At 46.0% G+C, this 24,273-nt stretch carries 23 protein-coding genes; 14 read left to right on the top strand and 9 right to left on the bottom strand.

The features are described 5' to 3' along the window. Positions 1-7: 7 nt before the first annotated feature. Genes MHB85_RS22570 through MHB85_RS22540 form a run of 7 tightly spaced genes read left to right on the top strand, consistent with a single transcriptional unit; the run spans position 8 to position 7,112 of the window. Positions 8-271, top strand: coding sequence for an acyl carrier protein (locus tag MHB85_RS22570; protein ID WP_091013881.1), 264 nt, complete (start codon positions 8-10; stop codon positions 269-271). Continuing rightward, positions 268-1,152 carry a hypothetical protein gene (locus tag MHB85_RS22565; RefSeq protein ID WP_179086485.1) on the top strand — a complete coding sequence of 295 codons (885 nt, stop codon included), beginning with the start codon at positions 268-270 and terminating at the stop codon, positions 1,150-1,152. The genes MHB85_RS22570 and MHB85_RS22565 overlap by 4 nt, the downstream gene beginning before the upstream one ends. A gap of 25 nt (positions 1,153-1,177) precedes the next feature. Continuing rightward, positions 1,178-1,918, top strand: coding sequence for a thioesterase II family protein (locus MHB85_RS22560; protein ID WP_105599779.1), 741 nt, complete (start codon positions 1,178-1,180; stop codon positions 1,916-1,918). Between the two features lie 35 nt (positions 1,919-1,953). Further along, complete coding sequence (locus MHB85_RS22555; RefSeq protein ID WP_091013886.1) at positions 1,954-4,287, top strand: ABC transporter permease; 2,334 nt, start codon at positions 1,954-1,956, stop codon at positions 4,285-4,287. A 12-nt stretch (positions 4,288-4,299) separates the two neighbouring features. Next, positions 4,300-5,067 carry an ABC transporter ATP-binding protein gene (locus MHB85_RS22550; protein WP_047843824.1) on the top strand — a complete coding sequence of 256 codons (768 nt, stop codon included), beginning with the start codon at positions 4,300-4,302 and terminating at the stop codon, positions 5,065-5,067. Positions 5,068-5,127: 60 nt separating this feature from the next. Continuing rightward, a complete protein-coding gene (locus MHB85_RS22545; RefSeq protein WP_091013887.1) occupies positions 5,128-5,763 on the top strand; it encodes a TetR/AcrR family transcriptional regulator in 636 nt (211 codons plus the stop codon). 20 nt (positions 5,764-5,783) lie between these two features. Further along, entirely contained in the window at positions 5,784-7,112 is a 1,329-nt protein-coding gene (locus tag MHB85_RS22540) for an MFS transporter (protein WP_076214246.1), read from the top strand. A gap of 159 nt (positions 7,113-7,271) precedes the next feature. Here MHB85_RS22540 and MHB85_RS22535 read toward each other — a convergent pair whose 3' ends face one another. From MHB85_RS22535 to MHB85_RS22525, 3 genes are all read right to left on the bottom strand, one after another. Next, entirely contained in the window at positions 7,272-8,096 is an 825-nt protein-coding gene (locus MHB85_RS22535) for a carbohydrate ABC transporter permease (protein ID WP_091013890.1), read from the bottom strand. 1 nt (position 8,097) lies between these two features. After that, the gene (locus tag MHB85_RS22530) at positions 8,098-8,970 is read right to left on the bottom strand and encodes a carbohydrate ABC transporter permease (protein WP_105599777.1); all 873 of its coding nucleotides are present in this window, start codon (positions 8,968-8,970) and stop codon (positions 8,098-8,100) included. A 100-nt stretch (positions 8,971-9,070) separates the two neighbouring features. After that, positions 9,071-10,372 (bottom strand): ABC transporter substrate-binding protein, encoded by a 1,302-nt coding sequence (locus MHB85_RS22525; protein ID WP_091013895.1) that lies wholly within the window; start codon positions 10,370-10,372, stop codon positions 9,071-9,073. Between the two features lie 180 nt (positions 10,373-10,552). On the opposite strand from MHB85_RS22525, the gene MHB85_RS22520 reads away from it, so the two are divergent. Together MHB85_RS22520 and MHB85_RS22515 are read left to right on the top strand one after the other, a co-directional pair. Beyond that, positions 10,553-12,430: a cache domain-containing sensor histidine kinase gene (locus MHB85_RS22520; RefSeq protein ID WP_105599776.1), complete on the top strand. Its 1,878-nt coding sequence runs from the start codon at positions 10,553-10,555 to the stop codon at positions 12,428-12,430. Between the two features lie 4 nt (positions 12,431-12,434). Continuing rightward, a complete protein-coding gene (locus MHB85_RS22515) occupies positions 12,435-13,244 on the top strand; it encodes a response regulator transcription factor (protein WP_091013900.1) in 810 nt (269 codons plus the stop codon). Here MHB85_RS22515 and MHB85_RS22510 read toward each other — a convergent pair whose 3' ends face one another. The 4 genes from MHB85_RS22510 to nirB form a co-directional block, all read right to left on the bottom strand. After that, positions 13,245-13,874: a YfbR-like 5'-deoxynucleotidase gene (locus MHB85_RS22510; protein ID WP_091013902.1), complete on the bottom strand. Its 630-nt coding sequence runs from the start codon at positions 13,872-13,874 to the stop codon at positions 13,245-13,247. It lies immediately after the preceding gene. 287 nt (positions 13,875-14,161) lie between these two features. Then, entirely contained in the window at positions 14,162-14,944 is a 783-nt protein-coding gene (locus MHB85_RS22505) for a formate/nitrite transporter family protein (protein ID WP_091013903.1), read from the bottom strand. 49 nt (positions 14,945-14,993) lie between these two features. Then, complete coding sequence (gene nirD / locus MHB85_RS22500) at positions 14,994-15,320, bottom strand: nitrite reductase small subunit NirD (protein ID WP_091013905.1); 327 nt, start codon at positions 15,318-15,320, stop codon at positions 14,994-14,996. 58 nt (positions 15,321-15,378) lie between these two features. Then, positions 15,379-17,808, bottom strand: a complete 2,430-nt coding sequence (gene nirB, locus MHB85_RS22495; protein ID WP_091013907.1) for a nitrite reductase large subunit NirB — start codon at positions 17,806-17,808, stop codon at positions 15,379-15,381. A 275-nt stretch (positions 17,809-18,083) separates the two neighbouring features. Between nirB and MHB85_RS22490 the strand changes: the two genes are divergently transcribed. Next, positions 18,084-18,791: a metal-dependent hydrolase gene (locus MHB85_RS22490; protein ID WP_036615169.1), complete on the top strand. Its 708-nt coding sequence runs from the start codon at positions 18,084-18,086 to the stop codon at positions 18,789-18,791. Between the two features lie 219 nt (positions 18,792-19,010). On the opposite strand, the gene MHB85_RS22485 is transcribed toward MHB85_RS22490, so the two are convergent. Further along, positions 19,011-19,331: a hypothetical protein gene (locus MHB85_RS22485; RefSeq protein WP_091013910.1), complete on the bottom strand. Its 321-nt coding sequence runs from the start codon at positions 19,329-19,331 to the stop codon at positions 19,011-19,013. A gap of 181 nt (positions 19,332-19,512) precedes the next feature. After that, positions 19,513-20,586: a M42 family metallopeptidase gene (locus tag MHB85_RS22480; RefSeq protein WP_091013913.1), complete on the bottom strand. Its 1,074-nt coding sequence runs from the start codon at positions 20,584-20,586 to the stop codon at positions 19,513-19,515. 649 nt (positions 20,587-21,235) lie between these two features. On the opposite strand from MHB85_RS22480, the gene spoVAC reads away from it, so the two are divergent. The 4 genes from spoVAC to MHB85_RS22460 all read left to right on the top strand — a co-directional run bounded on the left by spoVAC (position 21,236) and on the right by MHB85_RS22460 (position 24,273). Then, the gene (spoVAC, locus tag MHB85_RS22475; RefSeq protein WP_036615164.1) at positions 21,236-21,739 is read left to right on the top strand and encodes a stage V sporulation protein AC; all 504 of its coding nucleotides are present in this window, start codon (positions 21,236-21,238) and stop codon (positions 21,737-21,739) included. Further along, positions 21,736-22,752 (top strand): stage V sporulation protein AD, encoded by a 1,017-nt coding sequence (gene spoVAD, locus MHB85_RS22470; protein ID WP_105599774.1) that lies wholly within the window; start codon positions 21,736-21,738, stop codon positions 22,750-22,752. Before spoVAC ends, spoVAD begins: the two co-directional genes overlap by 4 nt. Before the next feature lie 5 nt (positions 22,753-22,757). Beyond that, on the top strand, positions 22,758-23,108 hold the full coding sequence (gene spoVAE / locus MHB85_RS22465) for a stage V sporulation protein AE (RefSeq protein WP_047843814.1): 351 nt from the start codon (positions 22,758-22,760) through the stop codon (positions 23,106-23,108). 208 nt (positions 23,109-23,316) lie between these two features. Beyond that, on the top strand, positions 23,317-24,273 hold the full coding sequence (locus MHB85_RS22460) for an AAA family ATPase (RefSeq protein ID WP_062835567.1): 957 nt from the start codon (positions 23,317-23,319) through the stop codon (positions 24,271-24,273).

Here is a 24,273-nt window from a genome sequence, read left to right as displayed (position 1 = left end):
AAGGGCAGTGGATTATCGTCAGGAAATTCGGGAGTTTATCGGGAACAACCTCACCATGGATCATGAGGACACTCAAATTAATGATAATGACAATTATTTTGAGCAGCGGTTCGTCAATTCGCTCTTTGCGATGCGTTTGGTGGACTTTGTAGAGCGTAAATTCCAGATTGAGATCGCAAATGAAGATCTGGATTTGGCTAATTTCTGCACGATTAACCGTTTGCATGATCTTATTGAGAGAAAGTTGACTGAGAAGGAGGCGGCACTATGATTACAGCTAATCAGGCATCCATTCGTCCAGTCACAAGTCCGGCAACCAGCCCGTCCAACAAATATATGTATTTGTTTTTGGGAATTTCCTTTGGCACATGTTATGGAATCGCAAGTTTGTTCATGTTCTTTGCGGATTTTATTGTACCCATAACAGGTGAGTTAACCTTGATGCATCCACTTGCGATCGTTGCTCTGTATTCACCTTCCATTGCCGGATTAATTACATGTTATGTGATGGGCGGAACGGAAGCATTAAAAGGAATGTTTATGAAGCTGGTTCCGCGCAGACAGGACCTGTTCTGGATACCGCTAATTATCGGAATTTCCATCATCTTTGCATCAACAATGCACTTTGGTTCCTTGTTATTCGGCATACCGGTTCCTGAGTTGACATATAGTGTACCTGAAATGATCTGGTTGGGGATTGTGAATCTGATCAAGGAGACGGGGCTGATTGGTGGGCTGTTTGGCTGGATCGGATTTTTGCTTCCATTCTTGCAAGGGAAGTTAAAAAATAATATAACAAGTGGTCTGATTACCGGCCTGTTGTTCGGATTATGGGTGCTTCCGGGATACTTGATTTCCTCTTTTGGCACCTCAACCACTTACATATACTACGTTGTTCAGCTTATGGCATTTATCGTGTTCCAAAGTTATATCTTCAATGCAACCAAAGGTACACTTCTGTTTTATCTGCTTGCATTCTGGCTTGTAGCCACAGGAAGTCAAATTGATTTGTACTACTTTAATCCGCAAGTTCAAATTATGCAATTTTTCTTTTTTGCAATATCGGCTATTGTCATTCATGTCATCTTCAAGCGTAAAAATGTGGATACTTCACTTCAGACATTCCCTGCATATGTTCTGGAAAGAAAGTAAGCCTGGTTATGGTGGTGGATAAGTGATGGAACCGATCTATTTGGAGCAGCTACAAAAGGGGAAGGGAGACAGACAAATGGTCTGTTTTCCTTATCTCGGTGGCAACTCCAACAGTTTTCAGCCCCTAGTGCCGTACCTTCCTGACACGGAAATTTGGGCGTTTACGCCCCCGGGTCATGGTCTGAACACCGAAACACCCCTGGAGCATATGCAGCAACTCGTAGAACTGTATACCAGCAAGTTGCTGGATGTTATACAACCTGGCAGTCTGTTATTTGGACATAGTCTGGGAGGGATTACAGCCTACTTCGTTGCGCAGCGCTTATGTCAGGAACGTCCAGATGTAGCTAAAACGCTACGGCTTGTGTTATCTGCCTGCAACACGCCTGACGAATGCGGGATGCAGAATTATGATCGGATGTCAGACGAAAATCTGATTGATCATCTGTTTTCCTATGAAGCTCTTCCGCAAGAACTGATACATGAAAAAGAATTATTGAATTATTTTCTGCCCGTCATCCGTGCGGATTTCAGGATGCTGGAATCTGCAGCAACGCTTGAATATGAGCCGCTCTCATTGCCGGTATTGTATCTGTGGGGAGAACTGGATCGTACGGTTACCCTTCAATCAGCGTTGAGATGGGGCCGATATTTTCGCACATCCATGAAGCTTCAAACCATCAAAGAGGGTGCTCACATGTTCATGATGCATCAACCTTCAATGGTGGCGCATTGTCTGACAAGCTTTATGACTCCAGATAAATAGGAACAACTTGTAGATGAGAGGAGCCATGTTCGTTTATGCTGCTACGAATGCTGAGAAACGATATAACGAGAAAAAAAGGGATTACGGCTGCGTTATTTATTTTTGTACTGCTGGCCGCCTTGCTGGTATCTTCGGGGTCACGAATGATTATGGAACTGACGAGTTCCATCCAATATCTATTTTCTGAATCCAAAACACCACACTTTGTGCAAATGCATGCCGGAGAACTCGATCAGGCCAAAGTGAACACATGGGCTGAAGAAAATGCCATGGTCCAGCAGCATCAGATTGTGGAAATGGTCAACATTGACGGCTCTAATCTGTTTCTCGGAGCAGAGTCCGAAAAGAACAGCGTTATGGACATTGACTTTGTTACACAGAATCAGGGTTTCGACTATTTGTTGAATCTGGACAGTGAGATTATTCAGGTTAACGATGGCGAGATCGCGGTTCCGGTATATTACATGCAGCAAAAAAAATTGAGCGTGGGCGACCAGGTTCGGATCGATAATGGTCAATTTGAGCGTTCTTATACCATCGTTGATTTTGTCCGTGATGCTCAGATGAATCCATCGGTTGTGCACTCCAAACGTTTTATCGTGAGTGCAGGGAATTTGCAGGAACTGAAGCAGAGCATCGGAGAGATGGAGTATCTCATTGAATTCCGGTTGACGGATCCCGGACTGACGAGTGAATTTACCCAGGCTTACCAAAATGCAGGGCTTCCCAATGCGGGTCCAGTCGTAACCTATGGGCTGTTCCAGGTATTGAATGCCATGACCGACGGAGTTATTGCAGCCGTTATTATTTTGGTCAGTCTTGTGCTGATTCTGATCGCGATGCTTTGCATCCGATTCACGATGCTTGCGACCATCGAAGAGGATTATCGTGAGATTAGTGTCATGAAAGCGATTGGGATCGCAGAGAAGGATATTAAGAGACTGTATCTGATGAAGTATGTATTTATGGCCGGATTTGCATCCGTACTTGGTTACATTGCATCACTTGGCGTTAACAGATTATTTGTTTCCAACATCATGTTGTATATGGGAAAAGCACCTGCAACCCTGTTGCATTTCGCGATTCCGTTATTAGCCGCTGGAATCATATTTGCCATGGTTGTTCTGTTCTGTCGAACGGTACTGCGACGTTTTCGTTCCATCTCCGCAGTGGATGCTCTCCGTACCGGGAGCCTGGGAGATACACAGATCATTCGAAACCGGCTTAGTTTGTCCCGCAATCGCTGGTCTTCTGTACCTGTCTTTCTTGGTCTGAAGGAAGTCATACAGCGAATCAAGATGTTCCGATTATTGTTATTCGTCTTTGTAGTCAGTTCATTTATCATGATTGTGCCGGTCAACTTCCTGAACACTTTGCAGGCGCCAAGTTTTATTTCTTATATGGGTGTTGGACAAAGTGATATTCGCATTGACTTGAGGCACACAGATGATGTGGAGCAGCGTTATGACAATCTGGTTGCCCAGATCCAAAATGATAAAGACATCAAAACATATTCCCCATTGGTAACAAGCCAGTTCAAGATTAAAAATGCGGAAGGAAGTTACGACAATCTGAGTGTAGAAACTGGGGATTTCAGTATTTTCCCATTGTCTTATGTTAGCGGTAATGCGCCAACAACTGAGAATGAAATTGCGTTATCTGATGCCAACAGTAGCGAGCTGCGCCTGAAGACTGGTGAGCAACTTACCTTGCTGGTTAATGGCAAGGACCAGATGATGACAGTCAGCGGGATATACCAGGACGTTACGAATGGTGGGAAAACGGCGAAGGCCTTATTGCCCTACAACAAGGATAGTGTGTTGTGGTATGTGGTCAGTTTGGATCTGAATAATCGCGGGGACATGGCTACCAAAATTGCTGAATATGAGGCGGCTTTCTCGCCGGCCAAAGTAACCGATCTTCAAGGTTATCTGGATCAGACGTTAGGCGGAACCATCCAACAATTGAAATTGGTGACGATGCTGGCCTTGGTCATCGGTGTCTTCATATCTATTTTAATTACAGCACTGTTCCTTCAGATGTTAGTAGCCAAGGACAACAACGACATTGCTGTACTAAGAAGTCTTGGGTTTGCCTTGTCTAAAATCAAGTTCAAGTATGTCGTGATGTCACTTGTCATATTAATCTTAGGGGTTGTTACTGGAACGATATTGTCCAATACGTTGGGTCCGTTGTTGGTTAGTGCCATTATGTCGACGTTTGGTGCTTCCAATATTGTTTTTGTTGTTAACCCGTTACAGGCATATGTTTTGTGTCCATTGTTACTTGCAGGCACGATTGTACTAACAGCATGGATAAGCATCCAATCGATCAAAGAAACGAGCATCTCCAAAATGATTGTCGAATAGGGAGGATCAACGATGACAACTATACTTGAGGCTAAAGACGTGAATAAATCCGTAGCGATCGGCGAGAATGAAGAACATAACATCTTGAAAGATATCAACCTTCAATTAAAAAAGGGAGAATTTGTTTCCATCATGGGGCCATCTGGCTCAGGCAAGTCTACCTTACTGTACAACATAAGTGGTATGGATCAGATTAGTGCTGGAAGTGTCTATTTTAATGGCAAAAAAATATCGGCATTTGAGGAGAGGGATCTGGCAAGTCTACGTTTGACCAAGATGGGATTCATCTTTCAAAATATTCATCTGCTCAAGAATCTGAATCTATTAGACAATATCGTACTTTCCGCGTATCTGGCCAAGAATAGCAGCAGAGAAACGATTAATACACGGGCAATGTCATTAATGAAAAAAATGGGGATTGATGAGCTTGCTGGGCATAACATCACCCAAGCCTCAGGTGGACAGCTTCAACGGATTGCCATCTGCCGTGCGCTGATCAATAATCCAGATATTTTATTCGGCGATGAACCAACGGGGGCGCTGAATTCCAAATCAACGTATGAAATCATGGATATTCTGGGCGATATTAATGCAACAGGTACAACCATTCTGCTGGTGACCCATGATGTGAAAGTCGCTGCCAGATCGGAACGTGTACTGTTTATGATGGACGGTAAGCTTGTTGCAGACAGAAATATTGGAAAATATGCAAGAGAGCGTCAGGATCTAAAAACAAGGGAAAGCCATTTGGCGCAATGGTTGACTGAAATGGGGTTCTAAAAAAAGAACTCCATGACTACAATAGACCGACAGTCGGTCGAACGTATCGGAGGCCAGGATATGAGATTGATAAAAAATCCGGAAGAACGAAGGAACGAGATTTTGGATGCCGCCGAGATTCTGTTCATAACAAAGGGGTACACCAAAGCTACGGTCATGGATATCCTTCAGGCGTGCAACATTGCCAAGGGTACATTTTATTATTATTTTCAGTCCAAGGAAGAGGTCATGAACGCCATCGTCATGCGTTTTATTCTGAGCGGGGAGGCATCGGCCAGGCACGTGGTGTCCGACCCCAAACTGAATGCCCATGACAAAATTTTTCGCATCATGATGGCGCAGAATCAGCCTGACGGCAGAAAACATGATCTCATCGAGCAATTGCACAGTGTTCATAATGTGGAGATGCACCAAAAGAGTCTTGTAGAGACGGTAATTCGATTAAGTCCCATCTTGGCCGAGGTGGTAGAGCAGGGCATTCAGGAGGGGGTATTTCATACACCTAACCCAAAGGAATCCATCGAATTCCTGCTCGTATCGTCACAATTTTTGCTGGATCGAGGCATCTTTCAATGGGAGGAGGAAGAACTCGAAAAAAAGGTTGAAGCATTCACACAGATTATGGAACGTGTGCTGGGAGCAGAAAAAGGAAGCTTCGCCTACGTCACTCGTCTCTATTTTCCGAATCAAGGTTAGCCGAGAAAGGAGTATCATCCATGGAACATACCGTTCAAAAATCATTTAAAAAGTTTCTGGTAGTATGGTTCGGTCAGCTCATCTCCATGATTGGGATTGGACTTACAGCCTTCTCCCTGGGGGTGTATGCTTTCGAAAAAACGAATACGGCAACAAGTGTTGCATTGATTACCTTATTCACGTTTCTGCCGAATATCCTGCTTCGACCTATTGGAGGGGTATTGGCAGACCGATTCGACCGTCGAACGATGATGATTATCGGCGACCTGGGGTCGGCAGCCGGTTTGATTTTCATTCTGTCCATTATGCTCACAGGTGATATCCAATTATGGCATATCTATGTGGGAGTGGCCTTTAGTTCGGTGTTTTCCGCGTTGCAGAGCCCGGCATACAAGGCCTCTGCTACGGACCTGCTGGATAAGGATCAATTCTCAAAAGGAAGCGGTCTTGTACAACTGGCTGAATCCTCGAAGTTTCTGTTTTCACCCATCATTGCGGGCATTCTGCTTAGTATAACAACCATTGAAGTCATTCTGGTCATTAATATTCTGACATTCCTGGTTGCCATTCTGGCTGTGCTGGTTATTCGGAAGAGCATGAAAGTGGAGCGAGAGGATCGAGAAGGAAAAAACTGGATCACCGATATTCAAGAGGGCTGGAGAGAAGTTGTAACCAACAAGGGAGTACTGTTGCTGGTGGTGATTATTTCACTTGTCACCTTTTATCTGGGATTCCTGGAGACACTCATTGGTCCGATGCTTCTGTCATTCACGGATGCAAAGACACTTGGAACGTTTCAGTCTGTAAGTGCCATCGGCATGCTCATTAGCAGCTTGTGCATCGGCATATTTACAATAACAAAGAGATACGCTAGTGTGCTTGTGATGGGTCTGATTTTGTGCGGTTTGTCCTTTTCGCTTCTGGGGATATCTACCAATATTTATTTTATTATCTTCGCAGGTTTTCTGTTCTTGTCATCGCTGCCGTTTGTCAATATGAGCGCAGATGTGCTGGTGCGAAACAATATCGCCAACGAAAAGCAGGGCAGGGTATGGGGAATCATTGGTATTCTGTCACAACTCGGGTTTATTATTGCATACAGTTTGGCTGGATTTCTGGCCGACCATGTGTTTAATCCGCTGTTGATGGAAGGGGGAGCACTGGCTTCGTCTGTTGGTCAAATTATTGGAACTGGGCCAGGCAGAGGTATTGCCTTTCTGTTTATCATCGCGGGTCTGTTTGTTATTCTGATCGCAATAATCACATCCCGTTTGAAAATGATCAAATCTCTGGAGCAGAGCCCAGATATAACAGCTCCATCCGATGTTGGCGGGTTGGCGCACGATTAATTCGAATCCAACAGCGTAAGTCCTTGTCCGCAGCATCGTGTGATACATCTTCTGTACGAAGAAGTATCACACGATGAGCAGACAAGGGCTTTTTTGTGCCGGGGAGTCAGAAGATGTACTCAGACAAGAGTGTTTGTGTATTTGGATTGTCGGTGGAGTTTACCCTTTAACTGCCCCTGAAGTTAGTCCTCCTACAATATACTTTTGCCCAATGAGGAACACAATCAACACAGGCAATGACGTGAGCACGATATCGGCACTGACCAGATTCCACTGGGCACTGAATTGTCCGAAGAAGTTATATACAGCAAGCGTCATCGGCCACATCTCGACCGTATTCAGCATATAGAGTGGGGCGGTGAACTCGTTCCAGACACTCAGAAAATTAAGAACAAATACCGTCACCAAAACGGACGTGAGCAGAGGTACAATAATTCTCAGGAACAGCTTGATACCGTTACATCCGTCCATGATCGCAGCTTCATCCAGCTCCTTCGGGATGTTAGACACAAACGCATACGTAATGAACAGCGAGATTGGAATCCCCATGGCGGTGTAGAGCAGAATCATGCCGAGATGTGAATTGATCATGCTCATCGACTTCATGACTTCCATCAGCGGAATGTAGTTGAGCGGAAGTGTGATACCAAGAATCAGGAAGAAATACAGGAACTTGCTGAGCCTCGAATAATTGCGGGATAACGTGAAGGCCGAGAAGGCTACAACAAACACCAGCAGCAGGGAAGAGGCTCCGGAATGCAGCAGACTGTTGAAAAAGGAACCGCCCAAATGTCCCTGTTCATAGACAATTTTGTAATTTTCGAAGATAAACTTCTCGGGCAGCGTCAGCTTCAGCACTTTGGCCTCGGCGTCCGACTTGAATGAATTCAGTACAATGACGACAAAAGGAATCAGGACCACCAGGCTGAGCAGCCAGGCGAGTGCATTTAACCCGATGGAAGCCAATCTTTTTCTCAATCGCATGTTAGTATTCCACCTTTCGGTTCATCAAACGAATGATGAAAAAGGAGATGATCGCCATGATGACAAACAGAATGGTAGATAGCGCACTTCCGAGCCCCCAATACCCTTTGGCAAAAGAGGAATAGACCGCCGTATTAATGACATCTGTTGCGTTACCGGGGCCACCGTTGGTTAGCACGTATACGGCATCGAATACCCGTAACCCATACGTAATATTAAGTACCGTTGCGATTGTAATGGTAGGCATAAGCATCGGAATGGTGATCCGGAACAACTTCTGCCCGAAGCCGGCGCCATCAATGGATGCTGCTTCGTAGTAATCCCGTGGAATGGCGAGCAGTCCGGCGATGAAGAGCACCATGATGTACCCCATGCCTTTCCACGTATCCACTGCCATGATGGATGGCATGGCCCAGGTCAAGGAGCCCAGCCAGTTCTGGGTCAGAACGTCCAGTCCCATGGAACGCAGGGTCACATTCACGAACCCGTTGTTGGGATCAAGCAGACTTTTGAACACAAGCCCAACAATGAGAAACGACAGCACCTGCGGGGAGAAAATGATCATCCGATGCACATTTGCGGCCTTTACACCGCTGACCAGGAGCAGAGCCAGGAACAATCCCAGAACAGTCTTGGCGATGGACGTAACGAGGGTAAACAGGACTGTGTTTTTGATAAAAAGCAGATAAGTCGGATCACCCGCCAGAATGGTGCGGAAATGCTCCAGACCGATGAAGTTCTTCTCCGAACTATAGCTGTTCCAGTCGGTGAAGGAATAATAGATGCCCAGCAGGGCGGGAGCGACGATAAATAGCAGATATAATACAATCGCTCCAGATGAGAAATACCAGGGATAGATTTTGTTTGCATTCATAACCGGTAACACCTTTCCTTCCTGCCAAAATACATGAGCGGGCAAACGCCCGCTGCATGTAACGTTGTTCAGCGTTTATGTTTATCTGCAATATGCGCTATTACTGCCACTTCTCATCTTTCAGCACTTTGGCTTGTTCAGCACGGCGTTTATCAATGTTTTGCAGAATCTGATCCGGTGTCATGGCTCCGGCGAACATGCCCGACAAGTCTTTGCCAATATCCATCCATTGTGGATCAATATATTTCACAGCGGCCTGCATGACCGTTCCTTTTTCATGATTTTTCTCATAATCAATATAATCCTGTGTCAGCTTTGGTTCGATTTCCGGCCAGCAAATGGTCAAGTTACCTTCACCTTCATCAAACACACGTTGCAGATGATCATGCTCGGTAATCCAGCGGAAGAATTTCAGCACTTCTTCGGGATGTTTACTGTTTTTGTTACCAAACATCGCAGCTGAACCGCCCGGATTCACACCAATCGTCTGATTATCTCCCCACGGCATGACGAAGAACCCCATATTATCTTTCATTGCCGGATACGCTTCGGAGACTTCCTTTTCGGTCCCTGGAACCCGCAGCAACATCGCTGCTTTCTCCTGACCAAACGCTTCAATTCCCGCTTCTACCGTATTGGACAAGAAGTCTTTTCCAAAATAACCTAGATCCGCAAATTCTTTCAACTGTTCAATGACCGTCTTGAGTTGCGTCATATCTGCGACTTTCATCTCATTATTATTCAGTTTCTCGTACGTTCCCGCTGTTGTTTGCTCATAGTTAGGTCCCGTTTCGAACAAAGGCAGAACCTGATACCACCCGCTGGCAGGTGCTTGATAGAACGGAATAATGTCTTTATCCTTAATTTTCTGGCTGATTGCCTTGAATTCGGCATAGGATGTAGGAGGCTCTATGCCGAGCTCCTGGAAGATACGTTTGTTATAGTACACATACCAGATTTTCGTTGGCGCAAAAGAAACCCCGTACACCTTGTCATTGTGACTGACGGTTGGCAAAATCTCTTCAGACATCCGACCTGTGAATTCCTCATTGGTCAGGTCAATGGCATTTTCCTCCGGTCTTACGTTAGCCGGCATGCTCAGTGGGTCCACATCGACATTGAAAATGTCAGGTGCTTCACCAGAGGCCAGCTTCACCTTGATCAGGTCACGCCACTGTGCGTCAGGGACAACTTGGAAGTCAATTTTGATACCGGTCTCCTGCTCATATTCCTTGGCCATCGTCTGCATGATGCCTGTACGCGGAATACCGGATTGGCTTGTTCCAAACGTGAGTGTCACCTTACCCGAACCTTCCGTACTTTTACCTGAGTTGCACCCGGCAAGCAGCAGGGTGGAGAGCAGGAGCACACTTGCAAGTGAAAATAGAAATCGTTTTCTCATCATTGAACCTCCCGAAATATAAAGAAAATTGTCACTTGCCGAAACGCTTAATGTAAGCGTATTCTTATGTGGATAACTTTACTGTGAACAAGGGATGTGCTCAATAGACAAAAGCGTTCTGTTGGGTGGACATTTTCGAATGGTGTGACAGAGATCATCATAGGACGAGGTGTGAGGGGATTGCGATATCGATTTGGAACGCTTCAGCAAAGTCTGTTTGCCTATTACTCTGCGGTATTTATTATCTTTTCGCTGATTGTGGCGGGGCTTCTGTATGTTTTTCTCGCAAGTGACATTCGTCAGCGAAGTGAAGAACAACAGAGACAACTGGGGGTATCAATCGTCAGTAATCTGGATCAGGAAGTGGTGAAAATGAACAACTTCTCCATGAATATTGTGTACTCCAATCTGGTCAAAGAACACTTCAGTCACTACTTGGCACCAGCAGAAGGCAGTGAGCAGACAATGACGAGTGATCCAGCATTGTATAAGGATACAACCACACTAATTGACGTCATTCTCGCGATCATCAGCAGCTCCAATACAGCCAAGCAGGCCAATATCTATGACGTGAACGGCAAGATGTTGGGAGCGGGTGCATTCAACGGTCAATTGTCGGTAGACCTGACTCAGCGACCGTGGTACAAGGAAACCTGGGAGCGGAGTGGCTGGCGAGTGATCCAATTGTTAGAGGGCGGAGCCTTGCCCATTCCGACCGGCGAGGGAAAATCAGATCAACCTTACATTTCGCTTACCCGTGTATACAAAGATGGAAATTATGTCAGCCAAGGCGTCGTTGAGATTTTGCAGGATGCGGGAACCCTGTTTCAGCATTTGAATGAATTGCAGGCGAATAACAACGATCTCCGGATCTATGTAGTGGATGAACAAAATACACGGTTGTACCCACTTTCTTCGGATGCCGATGCTTCTCAAGCAGGATATTTCGATGATGTGGACTTGATTCAAAATCTTTCATTTCCTCCTGATACGATGCAGGAGATCACCGATCCTTTAAGTCAGTCCAAGCAAATGATGACGTACATGACGTCACAGGAGACGAGATGGACCGTTATTGTCATGCAGTCCAAACACTCCCTTTTCGCGAGTCTCAACCGGATGGCTGTGATGTTTATCGGTGCCACGTTAGCTACTCTCATGCTGATTCTGGTTCTCTCGTATCTCATCTCCAAACGGGTTACTTTGCCGCTGCATCGTTTGCAGCGCATTATTCAAAAAACGGGTGAGAATGATCTGCTATCCGGTCAGGATTCTGGTCAATTGTTCAAGCTGGAGCATCCCGGTTCCATCCGGGAGATGGATGAGCTGAATGATACGTTTATCCGGCTGAATCAACAGCTTTTGCAATCGTTTCAGGACAGGCTGGCGATGAAATCTCAGGAGACAGAAGCGAGATTACTGGCGCTGCAATCCCAGATGAACCCGCATTTTCTCTATAACAACATCACAAATATTAGCATCATGGCGGAAGAAGGCATGAATGAGCAGATTGTCGCGTTCTGCACCAATATTGCGTCTATGCTGCGTTATATTTCTACTCCGGGAAAGAATGGGGTTCCCCTGTCCCAAGAACTGGATTATTGTGAGCGATATCTGGAGTGTATGAAGATTAGGTTCGAGGATGATCTACACTATGAGTTTCATATTCCAGAAGAGATGAAGTATATCCAGGTTCCGATGCTGATGGTACAACCACTACTCGAAAATGCCATGAAATATGGACTGGGTGATTCCCCTCCATGGAGACTGAATATTACTGGAGATATGGATGCGGTACAGCAGACCTGGCAGATCCACGTGGAAGACAACGGGCCTGGCATGGAACCGGAGGCACTTGCCAAGATCATGCATTACATCGAACAATCACAGGAGTGGGAGCGTATGCCTGATCTCGAAATTAACGGCATGGGACTCAAAAATATATGGGTCCGATTGAAATTATGGTATGGCACGGCAGCCCACATGCAGATCACGAACAAGCCTTCCGGCGGTGTCCAGATTACCATAGGCGGTTCCATTCGAAAGGAGCATGACTGAACCCATGACAATCAAATACAGAACGATTATTGTGGAAGATGAAGCCCTGATTCGCCGGAATGTCTCGCGCAAATTCAGAGAGCTGGACACCCGGTTCGAGGTGATCGGTGAAGCGCGGAACGGTCAGGAAGCGTTACAGCTGATCGAACATTCCGTACCTGATCTGGTTGTAACTGATATACAGATGCCGGTAATGAATGGATTGGAGCTCGCCAAACATCTGTATTTTGCCTATCCGCATGTAAAGATTGTCATTCTGAGTGGTTACCATGAATTCGAATATGCACGGCAGGCAATCAGTTACAAGGTGGAGGATTATCTGCTCAAACCATTATCGGAAGAACAGCTTCGGACACTGCTGGATGCGATGGAATTGAAGCTTGGGAGCGCTGTGGATTCACTTGCCCACGTCAGTGCCGTGCTGGACGAGCAGGTGAAGCCGGAGGATATCGCAGAGGCCATTAAGTTGTATTTGAAGCAGAATTACATGCATGAGATTACACTCCAGGACATGGCGGGACAGATGCATTTTACTGTGGACTATCTAGGAAAGTGTTTTAAGAAAGTAACGGGGGAGACTCCGCTGAAATATATGACAGGTCTGCGGATCAATGAAGCAAAACGTATGCTTGTCACCCATGAGAATATGGATATCAAGACGATTGGTGGAGCGGTAGGGTATAGTGATTCCCACTATTTCAGCCGGATCTTCAAAAACAAAACGGGCTTGTACCCTAGCGAATACCGACTGCAATTGCAGGAACGAAAAAAAGCCCTGTCCATGGATGAGGAGAACCATGTTGACCTGAGCTGATTACTGGGCCAGAGCTTCTTCGGTTATTTTGCGAATATCAAACGGGGAGCGAATACCTTCTTCAATCATGTCGGGTAGAATCTGTTCCAGGAAATACTGCACACAGTGGAGGTCGATATTTTTGATTTTGACCAAGGCATAACGGTACATAACGATAAACTCTTTCTCCGTATTGCCACGTTGGAGCTCAGCAAAGGCTTCATATACCTGATCCATCTTGTCTGCGACTTCGAGAATCAGTCCTTCAACCGATTGGTCTTTGCCCTCACGCAGCTGTCTGCGGAATATAGGCTGGAACTCTTCAGGAATATTTTCATTAATAAAATGTTCAACCATGCCTTCTTCCACCTTCTGCAGCATCGAACGCAGCTCCAGTGAATAATGTTTGACTGGTGTTTTGATATCACCAATGAAGATTTCACCATAATCATGACTGCTCGTAATTTCGTATAACTTCTTCCAATCCACGATGACTCCATGCTGTTCCTCAATATCTGCGAGTGTTTTGGCGTACTGTACCACTTTCCAGGAATGAGCGGAGACGCTGTGTTCTTCGAATTTGAATTTGCCAGGTGTACGAATAATACGTTCAAGATCATTCAGTGACCTGAAGTATGTATGGATTCCCATATAAGCGATCATCCTTTGCTGATTGAGTATAAATGTGAGTATCCATCGACTATACACCAGTTATGTCAACTGTGGATTAAGGCGGATAGCGACGAAGGTAAAATGAATTTTAATTCTTTATAGAAGGACGAGAGGATGAAAGGGGAACCATGCGAGAGAGTACGATGCTTATCGACAAACCATAAAAAGCCACGATGTGTGACTGAACGTAAGTTCGGCATCCATCGTGGCTTCAGTGTGTAGATGTTGTGTTACCTGGCGCTACATAATTGCTGTTGAATAAAGAATTATGATCTTTTACGTACCGGTGAAGTATACCAGTAAGCCATTCCGACAAATAGGGCACCGCCGATGATATTACCAAGTGTCACCGGGATCATGTTATGAAACCAGCCTGCCAGAGTAATGGTATCCGGGTGGTTAGGCAACAGCCAGGACAAGGACAGCAAAGTCATATTGGCAACACTGTGCTCATACCCACTTGCAATAAAGGCGTACAGACACCACCAGATAAGAGCAATTTTGGCGATATCCTCTTTTGTGCGAGCAGCCATCCAGATCGCCAGACAGACGAGCCAGTTACAGAGAATGCCGCGGAAGAACAACTCCGATACGGGAGCAGCCATCTTTTTGGCTGAAGCGACGAATAACAGATGTTCAGGCGCAGCCGTTTTGAACAGGCCACTGCCTACAATAAGCAGGCTGAGCAGGATCGCACCTAACAAGTTGCCGAGGAAGACGAGCCCCCAGTTTTTCAGTGTATCTTTAACTGTGGTCCGGCCTGCCAGTGTACTCATGGTAAAGAACATATTGTTACCTGTGAACAGTTCCGATCCGGCAAAGATGACCAGCGTGAGCGCGAGTCCGAAGGACATGCCCATCAACATGGTTTGCAGTGGTGACTGTGCCGCAAGGAGCGGAGCACCGATACTGAAGATCAGCACGATGCCAAGTCCTACATAGGCACCCGCCATTAAGGCGGCAACCATGTAGCGTGAAAGATTGGAGTTCATCTGATCCCGTTTTTTAACTGCAGCTTCAATAATTCCCTCAACACTTGGTGTATACATCACGGTTTCCCCCATTATTTTGCATCAATCTTTGAACGTTTCAATGGAGCTATACAGCAATCCAGACCTGGCCGTTCTCTACCTTGACTGGATACATCTGGACTTGACCATTATCCGGTGCTTGCACAAGACCGGTCGTCAGATCGATTTTCCAATCATACAGTGGATCGTACAGATAATGTCCGGACACGATGCCTTCTGCCAGCGGCCCACCCTTGGGGTGGGGGTTGTGATTATCCGCAGCGAAGATGGTGCCATCCGATGCACGAAAGACAGCAAGCTGATGGTCCTTAATCTCAACTACTCTTCCGATTCGTGGCAGGAATTCTTCAACTACTCCGGCAGGGAAGTAGGTGCCTGATTGTTTTGTCGTCATCTAAAACCACTCCTTATCTATATTTAACATTCCGGTAGTATTAATCTTGCGAGCTTACTTATGGACGAGCCGATACTTCGATGCCGTGGAACATTTTGCTTTGGCCTTCCTCATTACGAATCGCTTTTTGCCAAGGTTCTTCCACATGCTCAAGTGCGAATTCAATCCGTTGCATCAACGCTTTGCGTTCCTCAAGATTATCCACGACAACCGAACGAATATGCTCCAGACCCATACGTTCCACCCACTCGGAAGTCCGCTCCAGATAGTTACCTGTCTCGCGGTAATATTGCATGATGGCTCCGCACAATTCAATCAACTCTTCATCTGTTTTCACTTTGCATAGGGAATCAGCAAGTCTTGCTTTAATACCGCCGTTACCACCGATAAAGATTTCCCAGCCGCCGTCGTTACCAACGATACCGATATCTTTTGTACATGCCTCTGCACAGTTCCGTGGACAGCCATTGACAGCGTATTTGAACTTGGCAGGCAGATCCAGACGTTCGAATTTCCGTTCAATCCGAGCACCCATAGCCATGGAATCCTGTGTACCGAATCGGCAGAATTGGGAGCCGACACATGTTTTGACCGTGCGCAGCGATTTGGCGTATGCATAACCTGAAGGCATATCCAGTTCAGCCCAGACTTTAGTCAGATCTTCTTTTTTGACACCAATCAAGTCGAGGCGCTGACCGCCGGTAACTTTGACTGCTTTCACATCATATTTGACTGAAACATCAGCGATGCGTTTGAGATCCGCTGGTGTAGTCACTCCGCCATACATCCGAGGTACGACCGTATACGTTCCATCTTTTTGAATATTTGCATTCATGCGTTCGTTAACAAAACGGGATTCCTTCTCATCTTCGTGTGTGTCTGGTGCAATCATGCCAAGGTAATAGTTGATTGCAGGGCGACATTTCGAACAACCCTCAGGCTGACTCCAACCCAGTACATTCATGACCTCTTTGGTCGTTTGTAATCCTTTTGCACGAATCTCAGCTACAATCTCATCCCGTCCCATGGAAGTACATCCGCATATTCCCTGTTTGGCTCCACTGCTGAAGCCGTCTCCCAGCACATATTGCAGAATCTGTTCCACAACCGGTTTACATCCACCGCATGAGCGTGTTGCACCGGTACAGGCTTTGATTTCATCTACAGTGGTAAGGCCCTGGTTTGTAATTACATCGACAATCGTGCCTTTAGTTACCCCGTTACATCCACAGACGATCTCGTCCTCGGGCATCGTTTCAACAGAGGTTGCTTTCTTATGACCACCGCAGCCTGTACCCATGAGTGAACCGTACAATTCCTCGGTCATTTCGGTTTGATTTTTAATCAGTTTCTGCAATTCGGCAGAATCCGTAATGTCACCGAAGAGAACAGCGCCGACCATTTTATTATCACGAAGCAGAATTTTTTTGTAGGTTCGTTTCCAGTCATCTTTGTGCGAAATGACCGTGTGCTCTGGGCTGTCGATGAATTCACCCGTTGAAAACACGTCTACACCCGAAATTTTCAATTTCGTAGATACTACAGAACCTTCATATGGAGCGGTCTCTACACCGCAGATATGTTTCGCGAGAATCATGCCTTGTTCGAACAAGGGGGCAACGAGGCCGTAACATACCCCGCGGTGCTCTGTACATTCCCCGACCGAATACACATTCTCAAGTGAAGTCTGCATATAGTCATTCACGACAATACCCCGGTTCACTTCCATACCGCTTTCGCGGGCTACAGTCGTATTGGGTTTAATGCCTACAGCCATGACCACAAAATCAACATTCAGAACCGTATCATCTGCAAAACGTATCCCTTCAACGCGTTCGCCGCCCAGCAGTTCGGAAGTCTGCGCACCCATCTTGAACCGGATACCCTGACGTTCGAGTTCTGCCTTCAACATGGCTGAAGCTTGTGGATCAAGCTGACGCTCCATCAGATCTTCCATCAGATGCACTACGGTAACTTCCATGCCAAGTTGTACCAACCCTTTGGCAGCTTCAAGGCCTAGCAGTCCGCCCCCGATAACGGCCGCTCGTTTATACTGCTTAGCAGCTTCCAGCATGACATTGCAATCGGCGATATCGCGGAAACCGACAACACCTTCTTTGTCATGTCCCGGTACGGGGAGAATGAAGGAGTTGGAGCCTGTTGCAATGATAATTTTGTCATAAGGAACGCGAGTTCCATCTTCAGTCACAACTTCGTGTGTCTCGGCATCGATTCGTGTAACCGTTGTGCCTGTGTGCAGCGTAATGCCGTAATCTTCATACCAGTGAAGGTCGTTCAGCACGATATCGTCCAGTGTTTTGCTTCCTTCCAGTACATAAGACAACATAATGCGGTTGTAGTTAGGATAGGGCTCTGTGCCAAAAACAGTAATATCAAATCGCGTAGTTAATTTCAAAATTTGCTCAACGGTACTGATTCCTGCCATACCGTTACCAATGATAATGAGGTTCTCTTTTTTTCCGTTCATGTGTGTATGCCTCCTTGAATAGACGCTGTACATTACTCAAAATTTTAGTGGTTTATATTTGAAATTATACAAGTAGTTGACGACAATTTATGTGATTTAATTCACTAATAAAGATAAAAGAGTCATAAATATAATAATGTGAGCCCCATCACAGAAAGTTATATTAATTTTCATACAAATAAGAAATGCGAACTATTGTTCTTATTTTGTTTTCGTTGTAAAATCGGAATTGGGCCGTATTGTTCCCGATTTCTTCGAAAGGACGTTTTTGCATCATGATGGGAAGATCCCACCTTATTATCGGGACAGGTGTGTCGCTTTCTGTTCTGCAGTTGGCCGGCATGCCGGTGACTGCGCCGGCAGTTACGGTTGCTCTGATTGGTTCGTTATTGCCTGACATTGATGAGCCAAATTCGCTGCTGGTATCCAGAGCCCTGCCTAACAGTCTGATCAGGTTGTTACAGACGATTCTGTTGCCCACAGCTGTATTTGTGTACTTCTATGTTCATGCCAAACCATGGAACCTGTTGCTTGCGATCCTCATTGCGCTTGTGTCATTCCTGCCTTCGCGTTCGCTTCGCAAAGTGTTGATGTTTGCGATTGGACTAGGGCTTGTCTTCTATGGTCATGCGTTTGCACCGTGGAACTTGATTGCAGGCAGCCTACTTATGCTGTGTACAACGCTAACTCACAGGGGACTAACGCATACCCTATATGGAACAGCCATTTGGGCCGGCTTGCTTTACAGCACGACCCAGCAGCAGGGACCGGAGATCTGGGTAGCAGGAGGTACAGCATATGCCATGCACTTGTTGGCCGATTCACTAACCAATCGGGGGATTCGTCCGTTACCACCGCTCAAGTGGCGCATACGGGTGAATCTGATGAGTACAGGGACCAAACGTGGGGCCGTTGTAGAGAATGTCTGCATTGTGCTTACTCTTATTTTGGCCTGGATTGCATTCTCACCGCTATTTCTGTAATGACCAAATACCAGTCCTGCATAAGGGCTGGTATTTCTTTTTTGTTATTTACCTGTAAGCCATGAGAGGGTAATGGGATCAAGTTGCTGTTGGAGTGCTGGATAGACTTTCAATATCGGAGGAGCCAAATACAAATAAAACAACAAGAATAAGCACAATTAACAGTTCGGCGAACCCGGTTCCGTCAAACTCGGACATGTTGCCCACCTCATTTCTTTATTAAGAATTGATTCTCTGCTGAAATGCCTGTATAACATCATTAAGCGTCATATCCCCGCCAGTTTCATCCAGGAATTGTACCAGTTTGTCTGAATTGGAGGGTGTGACCTTTTGAAGTGTTTTATATTGACCAACCAATTCTACAACCAATGTAGCCTCACGAAACAACGTGACTGCATCCACTCTCAACTTTCCGCTCACCAATAACGCCGCTACAATTAGTTCCAGATTTCTTCCTTTAAGGTTGCCATTGAGAAGGGTGTTTGCGGCATTTGTTTTTTTGGAACCTTTATTCGATTTTCCATTCCTTCTCACTGCCATAACAGGTCCCCCACTGGTTGGTGTTTGGTTATTGATCTTCCATTATCGTATATCTTATGTGGCATTCTCCATAATGTTCGACCTATTAATCTAGTTGATTAAACCCAAAAAAGAGACATCCCGGTCTGACGGGACATCTCTTTCAGGTACATCATATTTAAGGACGTTCCGTTTAACCAAACTACGCGTTATTAATTATGGTATTCATCGTTGTCCGATCCAGACCTTTGACCAGCTTCACGATCAGTTCTTTGGCCGCATCGTAGTCATCCGTATGAATGATGGAAGAAGAGGTGTGGATATAACGTGCGCAGATACCAATAACTGTTGATGGTACACCAATTCCACTCAGGTGTACTTGACCTGCATCGGTACCACCTGGTGAGATGAAATACTGCATATTGATCTGATTGGATGAAGCCGTATCTTGAACATATTCCACCATTCCGCGATGGGTGAACATACCCGGGTCAAAAATACGAAGCAATGCGCCTTCTCCGATATGTCCAAATGACTGTTTATCACCTGTCATATCATTCGCCGCGCTACAGTCAAGTGCAAAGAAGATATCAGGCTGGATCAGATTGGCCGCCGTACGTGCACCGCGAAGCCCCAGTTCTTCCTGAACCGTTGCACCAGCGTAAAGCGTGTTAGGCAGTTTTTCCTTGTGCAGCGCTTCAACCAGTTCAAGTGCAAGTCCAACGCCGTAACGATTATCCCACGCTTTAGCCATAATTTTCTTCGGGTTCGCCATCGGCGTGAATTCACAGATCGGTACGATCTGCATACCTGGGTGGATGCCCCAAGATTCTGCTTCCGCACGGTCGTCTGCTCCAATATCGAGATACATGGTGTTCAGGTCAACAGGCTTGCTCCGCTGGGACTCGTCCAGCAAGTGTGTAGGAGTAGAACCTACAACTCCGGTAATCCGACGATCAGGTGTGATGATTTCCAGTCGCTGAGACAGTACAGCCTGACTCCACCATCCACCCAGTGGACGGAATTTGACCATACCCGTTTCCGTAATGCCTGTAGTCATGAAACCAACTTCGTCAAAGTGTCCGGCTACCATAACTTTAGGACCGGATTCCTCCCCGCGTAATACACCAAATAGACTCCCCAGGCGATCCTGGACGAACTCATCGGTATAAGCGGAAAGCTTATCTTTCATCCAGCCGCGAAGCTCACGTTCAAAACCGGATGCGGAAGGAAATTCCGTCAACGTACGAAACATATCCATCGTTTTTTCATTCATGTGTCAACAACTCCTCTGTTGGTATGTATTTCAGGTCACAGTAGAACGGCTACCCGCCTGTTGTCCTTTTAAGATGTAGTTCAAAAAGTCTTTTATCTTTTTGAACATGCATACTAATATGCTGAGGACTTGTTATTTAACCACTGGTCACATTACAGTATGAACCTTGCGCAAGTGATTGTCCATGTTTATGTCACGTATTTAAGGCATATTTTGGGCGCTTACCGTGTCCAAGTTTCATGACTCTATCCGCTATAGTCGTAGTCCTGATGCCACTTCAATGAATATGAATATATGGAGGAGATGTCATCATTTTCGATGTTCTTTTTATTCAATATTTGTTTGTCTGTTTACAGGAAGGAGCTAAATATACAATGAAGCCTCCAGAAGAGGGCACGGAAAAAGTACTGTTTATCGTTCTTTTTATCTTGCTCGTGATTGTTCTTCTTTATTTATAGAGCGTATCTAAAAGTGCTCAGATCCGGCGTATTCCCATCTTGCTTTCACAACATGATCTTGTTGGAAACATATGCTGTCTGTCGCCGGATACATAACCTTCCGATGATTAACAAACAATGAATATAGGATTACACACATTGGCATTCAGCCGTAGCTTTGAACCATTTTCACATAGAGGAGGTCTTGTATCTTGCCAGCTCAATCTGCATCCGGAAGCGAAAAAAAATCGTCGTCCCTGTCCATGGATGAAAAGGAGTACAAAAAGGTCGCAAAAAAACATGAACCGCCTCGTCCAATCCTGAAAAATTGCCTCAAAGCATTTCTGGTTGGGGGTACCGTCTGTTTGATTGGACAGGCTATTCAAGAAGCTTTTATGGCCGGTTTCGACATGACATCGAAGGAAGCTTCCAGTCCTACGGTGGCGGTCATGATTCTCATATCGGTTATTCTAACGTGTCTCGGTGTTTACGATAAAATGGCTCAATGGGCAGGAGCGGGAACGGCTGTACCGGTTACCGGATTTGCCAATTCCATGTGTTCTGCTGCACTGGAACATCGTGCTGAAGGACTGGTGCTCGGTGTAGGAGCCAACATGTTTAAACTTGCTGGTTCCGTTATTGTGTTTGGTGTCGTGGCAGCATTTGTCGTAGGGATCGTTTACGCCTTTTTGGGATTTGGAGGTGGGCACCTATGAAGCGATTGGGTCGTCAAACGTGGCAGTTTGAAAATCGTCCGCGAATTATCGGTAAAGCTACAGTTGTAGGACCAGAAGAAGGCGAGGGTCCATTGTCATCTGATTTCGATTATGTTTATGACAACCTCGAGATCGGCGAAAAGACGTGGGAAAAGGGAGAACGAAAACTGCTCGAACAGGCCTCCCAACTGGCTTTGGTTAATTCAAATATCACCAAGGAAGAGCTTCAATTTTTTGTGGGTGGAGACTTGATGAATCAGATTATCAGCAGTTCCTTTTCAGCGCGAAAACTGGGTGTGCCTTACCTGGGCGTCTTTGGTGCCTGTTCCACATCAATGGAAACCTTAGCGTTAGCGTCCATGATTGTTGACTCCGGAGCTGGCGATTATGTCCTTGCAGGAACGGTTAGCCATAACTGCACGGTTGAGAAACAATTTCGATATCCGACCGAATATGGCTCCCAGAAGCCGCCTTATGCGCAATATACCGTAACAGGTGCAGGGTGTGGCGTGGTCTCACGTACCGGTGATGGTCCTGTAGTTACCAAAGCCACTATTGGACGCATTATGGATTTGGGCATCAAAGATCCTTTTAATATGGGTTCAGCCATGGCGCCAGCAGCAGCCGACACTATAATCTCTCATTTCAGGGATACCGGATTGGAACCCGGCTATTATGATCTCATTGTGACTGGGGATCTGGCCTCCGTCGGTCTGCCAATTACGAAAGAGCTTTTGCAAAAAGAAGGCATTCCCATGGAACAGACGGTTTTTAATGACTGCGGCCTGATGATCTATGATCGGGAGAAGCAGCCTTATGTTGTTGCCGGGGGAAGTGGCTGCGGATGTTCTGCCACCGTCACCTATGGTCACATTTTGAACCGGATGCAGAAGGGTGATCTTAAACGGGTGCTCGTCGTTGCTACGGGTGCGTTGTTATCTCCGATTTCGTACCAGCAGGGTGAAAGTATTCCTTGTATTGCACATGCCGTAGCTATTGAAAAGGAGGGATAAAGGTAATGCAGTTCTTGTGGGCATTTATCGTTGGCGGTTTAATCTGTGTTGTTGGACAGCTTCTAATGGATGGGGTTAAACTGACGCCAGCTCATACCATGAGTACACTTGTTGTGACAGGTGCGCTTGCGGATGCATTTGGCGTGTATGACCCCTTGGTTAAATTTGCAGGTGCGGGTGCTACCATCCCCATCACAAGTTTCGGTAATTCCTTGGTGCACGGGGCATTGACGGAGCTGGAAAAAGAGGGATGGCTGGGTGTGATTACAGGGATTTTCGATCTGACTGCGGCGGGGATTTCGTCAGCGATCATCTTTTCTTTTCTCGCGGCATTGGTCGTTAGACCAAAAGGCTAACATAGAATGAGAAATCTCCTTGAACATATTGCGATTCAGCAGAGGCTCCGGATGACTTCTATCCGGGGCTTTTTTGTCGTATTCATGCGAGAACTGCGGTGAATCTGACGGGCTGGAAACAAATTGTGAGTTCCTTCGAGTGTACTCGTGACTCTGGATCATGTACAATAAAAGGAAATCTGTATGCTTTTTTAGGAGGTTAGACCACATGCCTGTGCGCAAAGAGTCGATCCAAATCATATCCGCAGTTCGTTCAAATCTGGAATCCTGTATTATGGGGAAATCCTTTGAAATTCAACTTTTACTTACAGCTTTGCTTGCAGGTGGGCACGTTCTGATTGAAGACGTACCGGGAACTGGCAAAACGCAATTAATCAAGGCATTATCGAAATCCATGCGTGGTGAGTACCGGCGTATTCAATGTAATCCTGATATTTTACCTAGTGATATTACGGGCGTATCTGTGTTCCATCCGAAGGATGAGCGTTTTTATTTCCGGCCAGGTCCTGTGATGACCAACATCTTGCTAGCTGATGAGATTAACCGGGCCACAACAAAAACCCAATCGGCTCTGCTCGAAGTTATGGAGGAGCGCAGCGTAACCGTTGATGGCGATACGTATGATCTGCCACATCCATTCATGCTCTGTGCAACTCAGAATCCGATTGATTTTGAAGGTACGTATACTTTGCCGGAAGCACAACTCGACCGGTTTATGTTGAAAATAAGTCTAGGTTATCCCGATAAAGAAATTGAGAAAACACTGCTCAAGACACATCAGTTGGGCCAGCCTGTAGATCGGCTTGAATCCGTGACCCATATGGATCAGATCTCGGCAATTCAACAGGAGATCAAAGAAGTCTTTATTGGTGATCCGGTCATGGACTATCTGCTGGATGTTGTTCGTCAAACCCGCTCCCACCCATCTGTATTGCTGGGTGCCAGCCCACGTGCAGCCATATCGTTCATGATGGCCGTAAAAGCCTTTGCTTTCTTGCAGGAACGTGATTATGTGCTTCCGGATGATGTGAAAACGATGGCCCCTTATGTGATCTCTCATCGTATTGTGCTTCGTCCTGAATCGAGACTGGACAGTATGAGTTCCGAGGCCGTTTTGAATGCCGTACTCCAGCAAGTACGCGTGCCCGTCTCCATGGGGCAATAG

The organism is Paenibacillus sp. FSL K6-4396 (genome assembly GCF_038002525.1).
In the GTDB taxonomy this organism is placed as follows: domain Bacteria; phylum Bacillota; class Bacilli; order Paenibacillales; family Paenibacillaceae; genus Paenibacillus; species Paenibacillus amylolyticus_B.
Note: the sequence above shows the minus strand (reverse complement) of the source record. Positions and strands in the feature narration are given on the sequence as shown.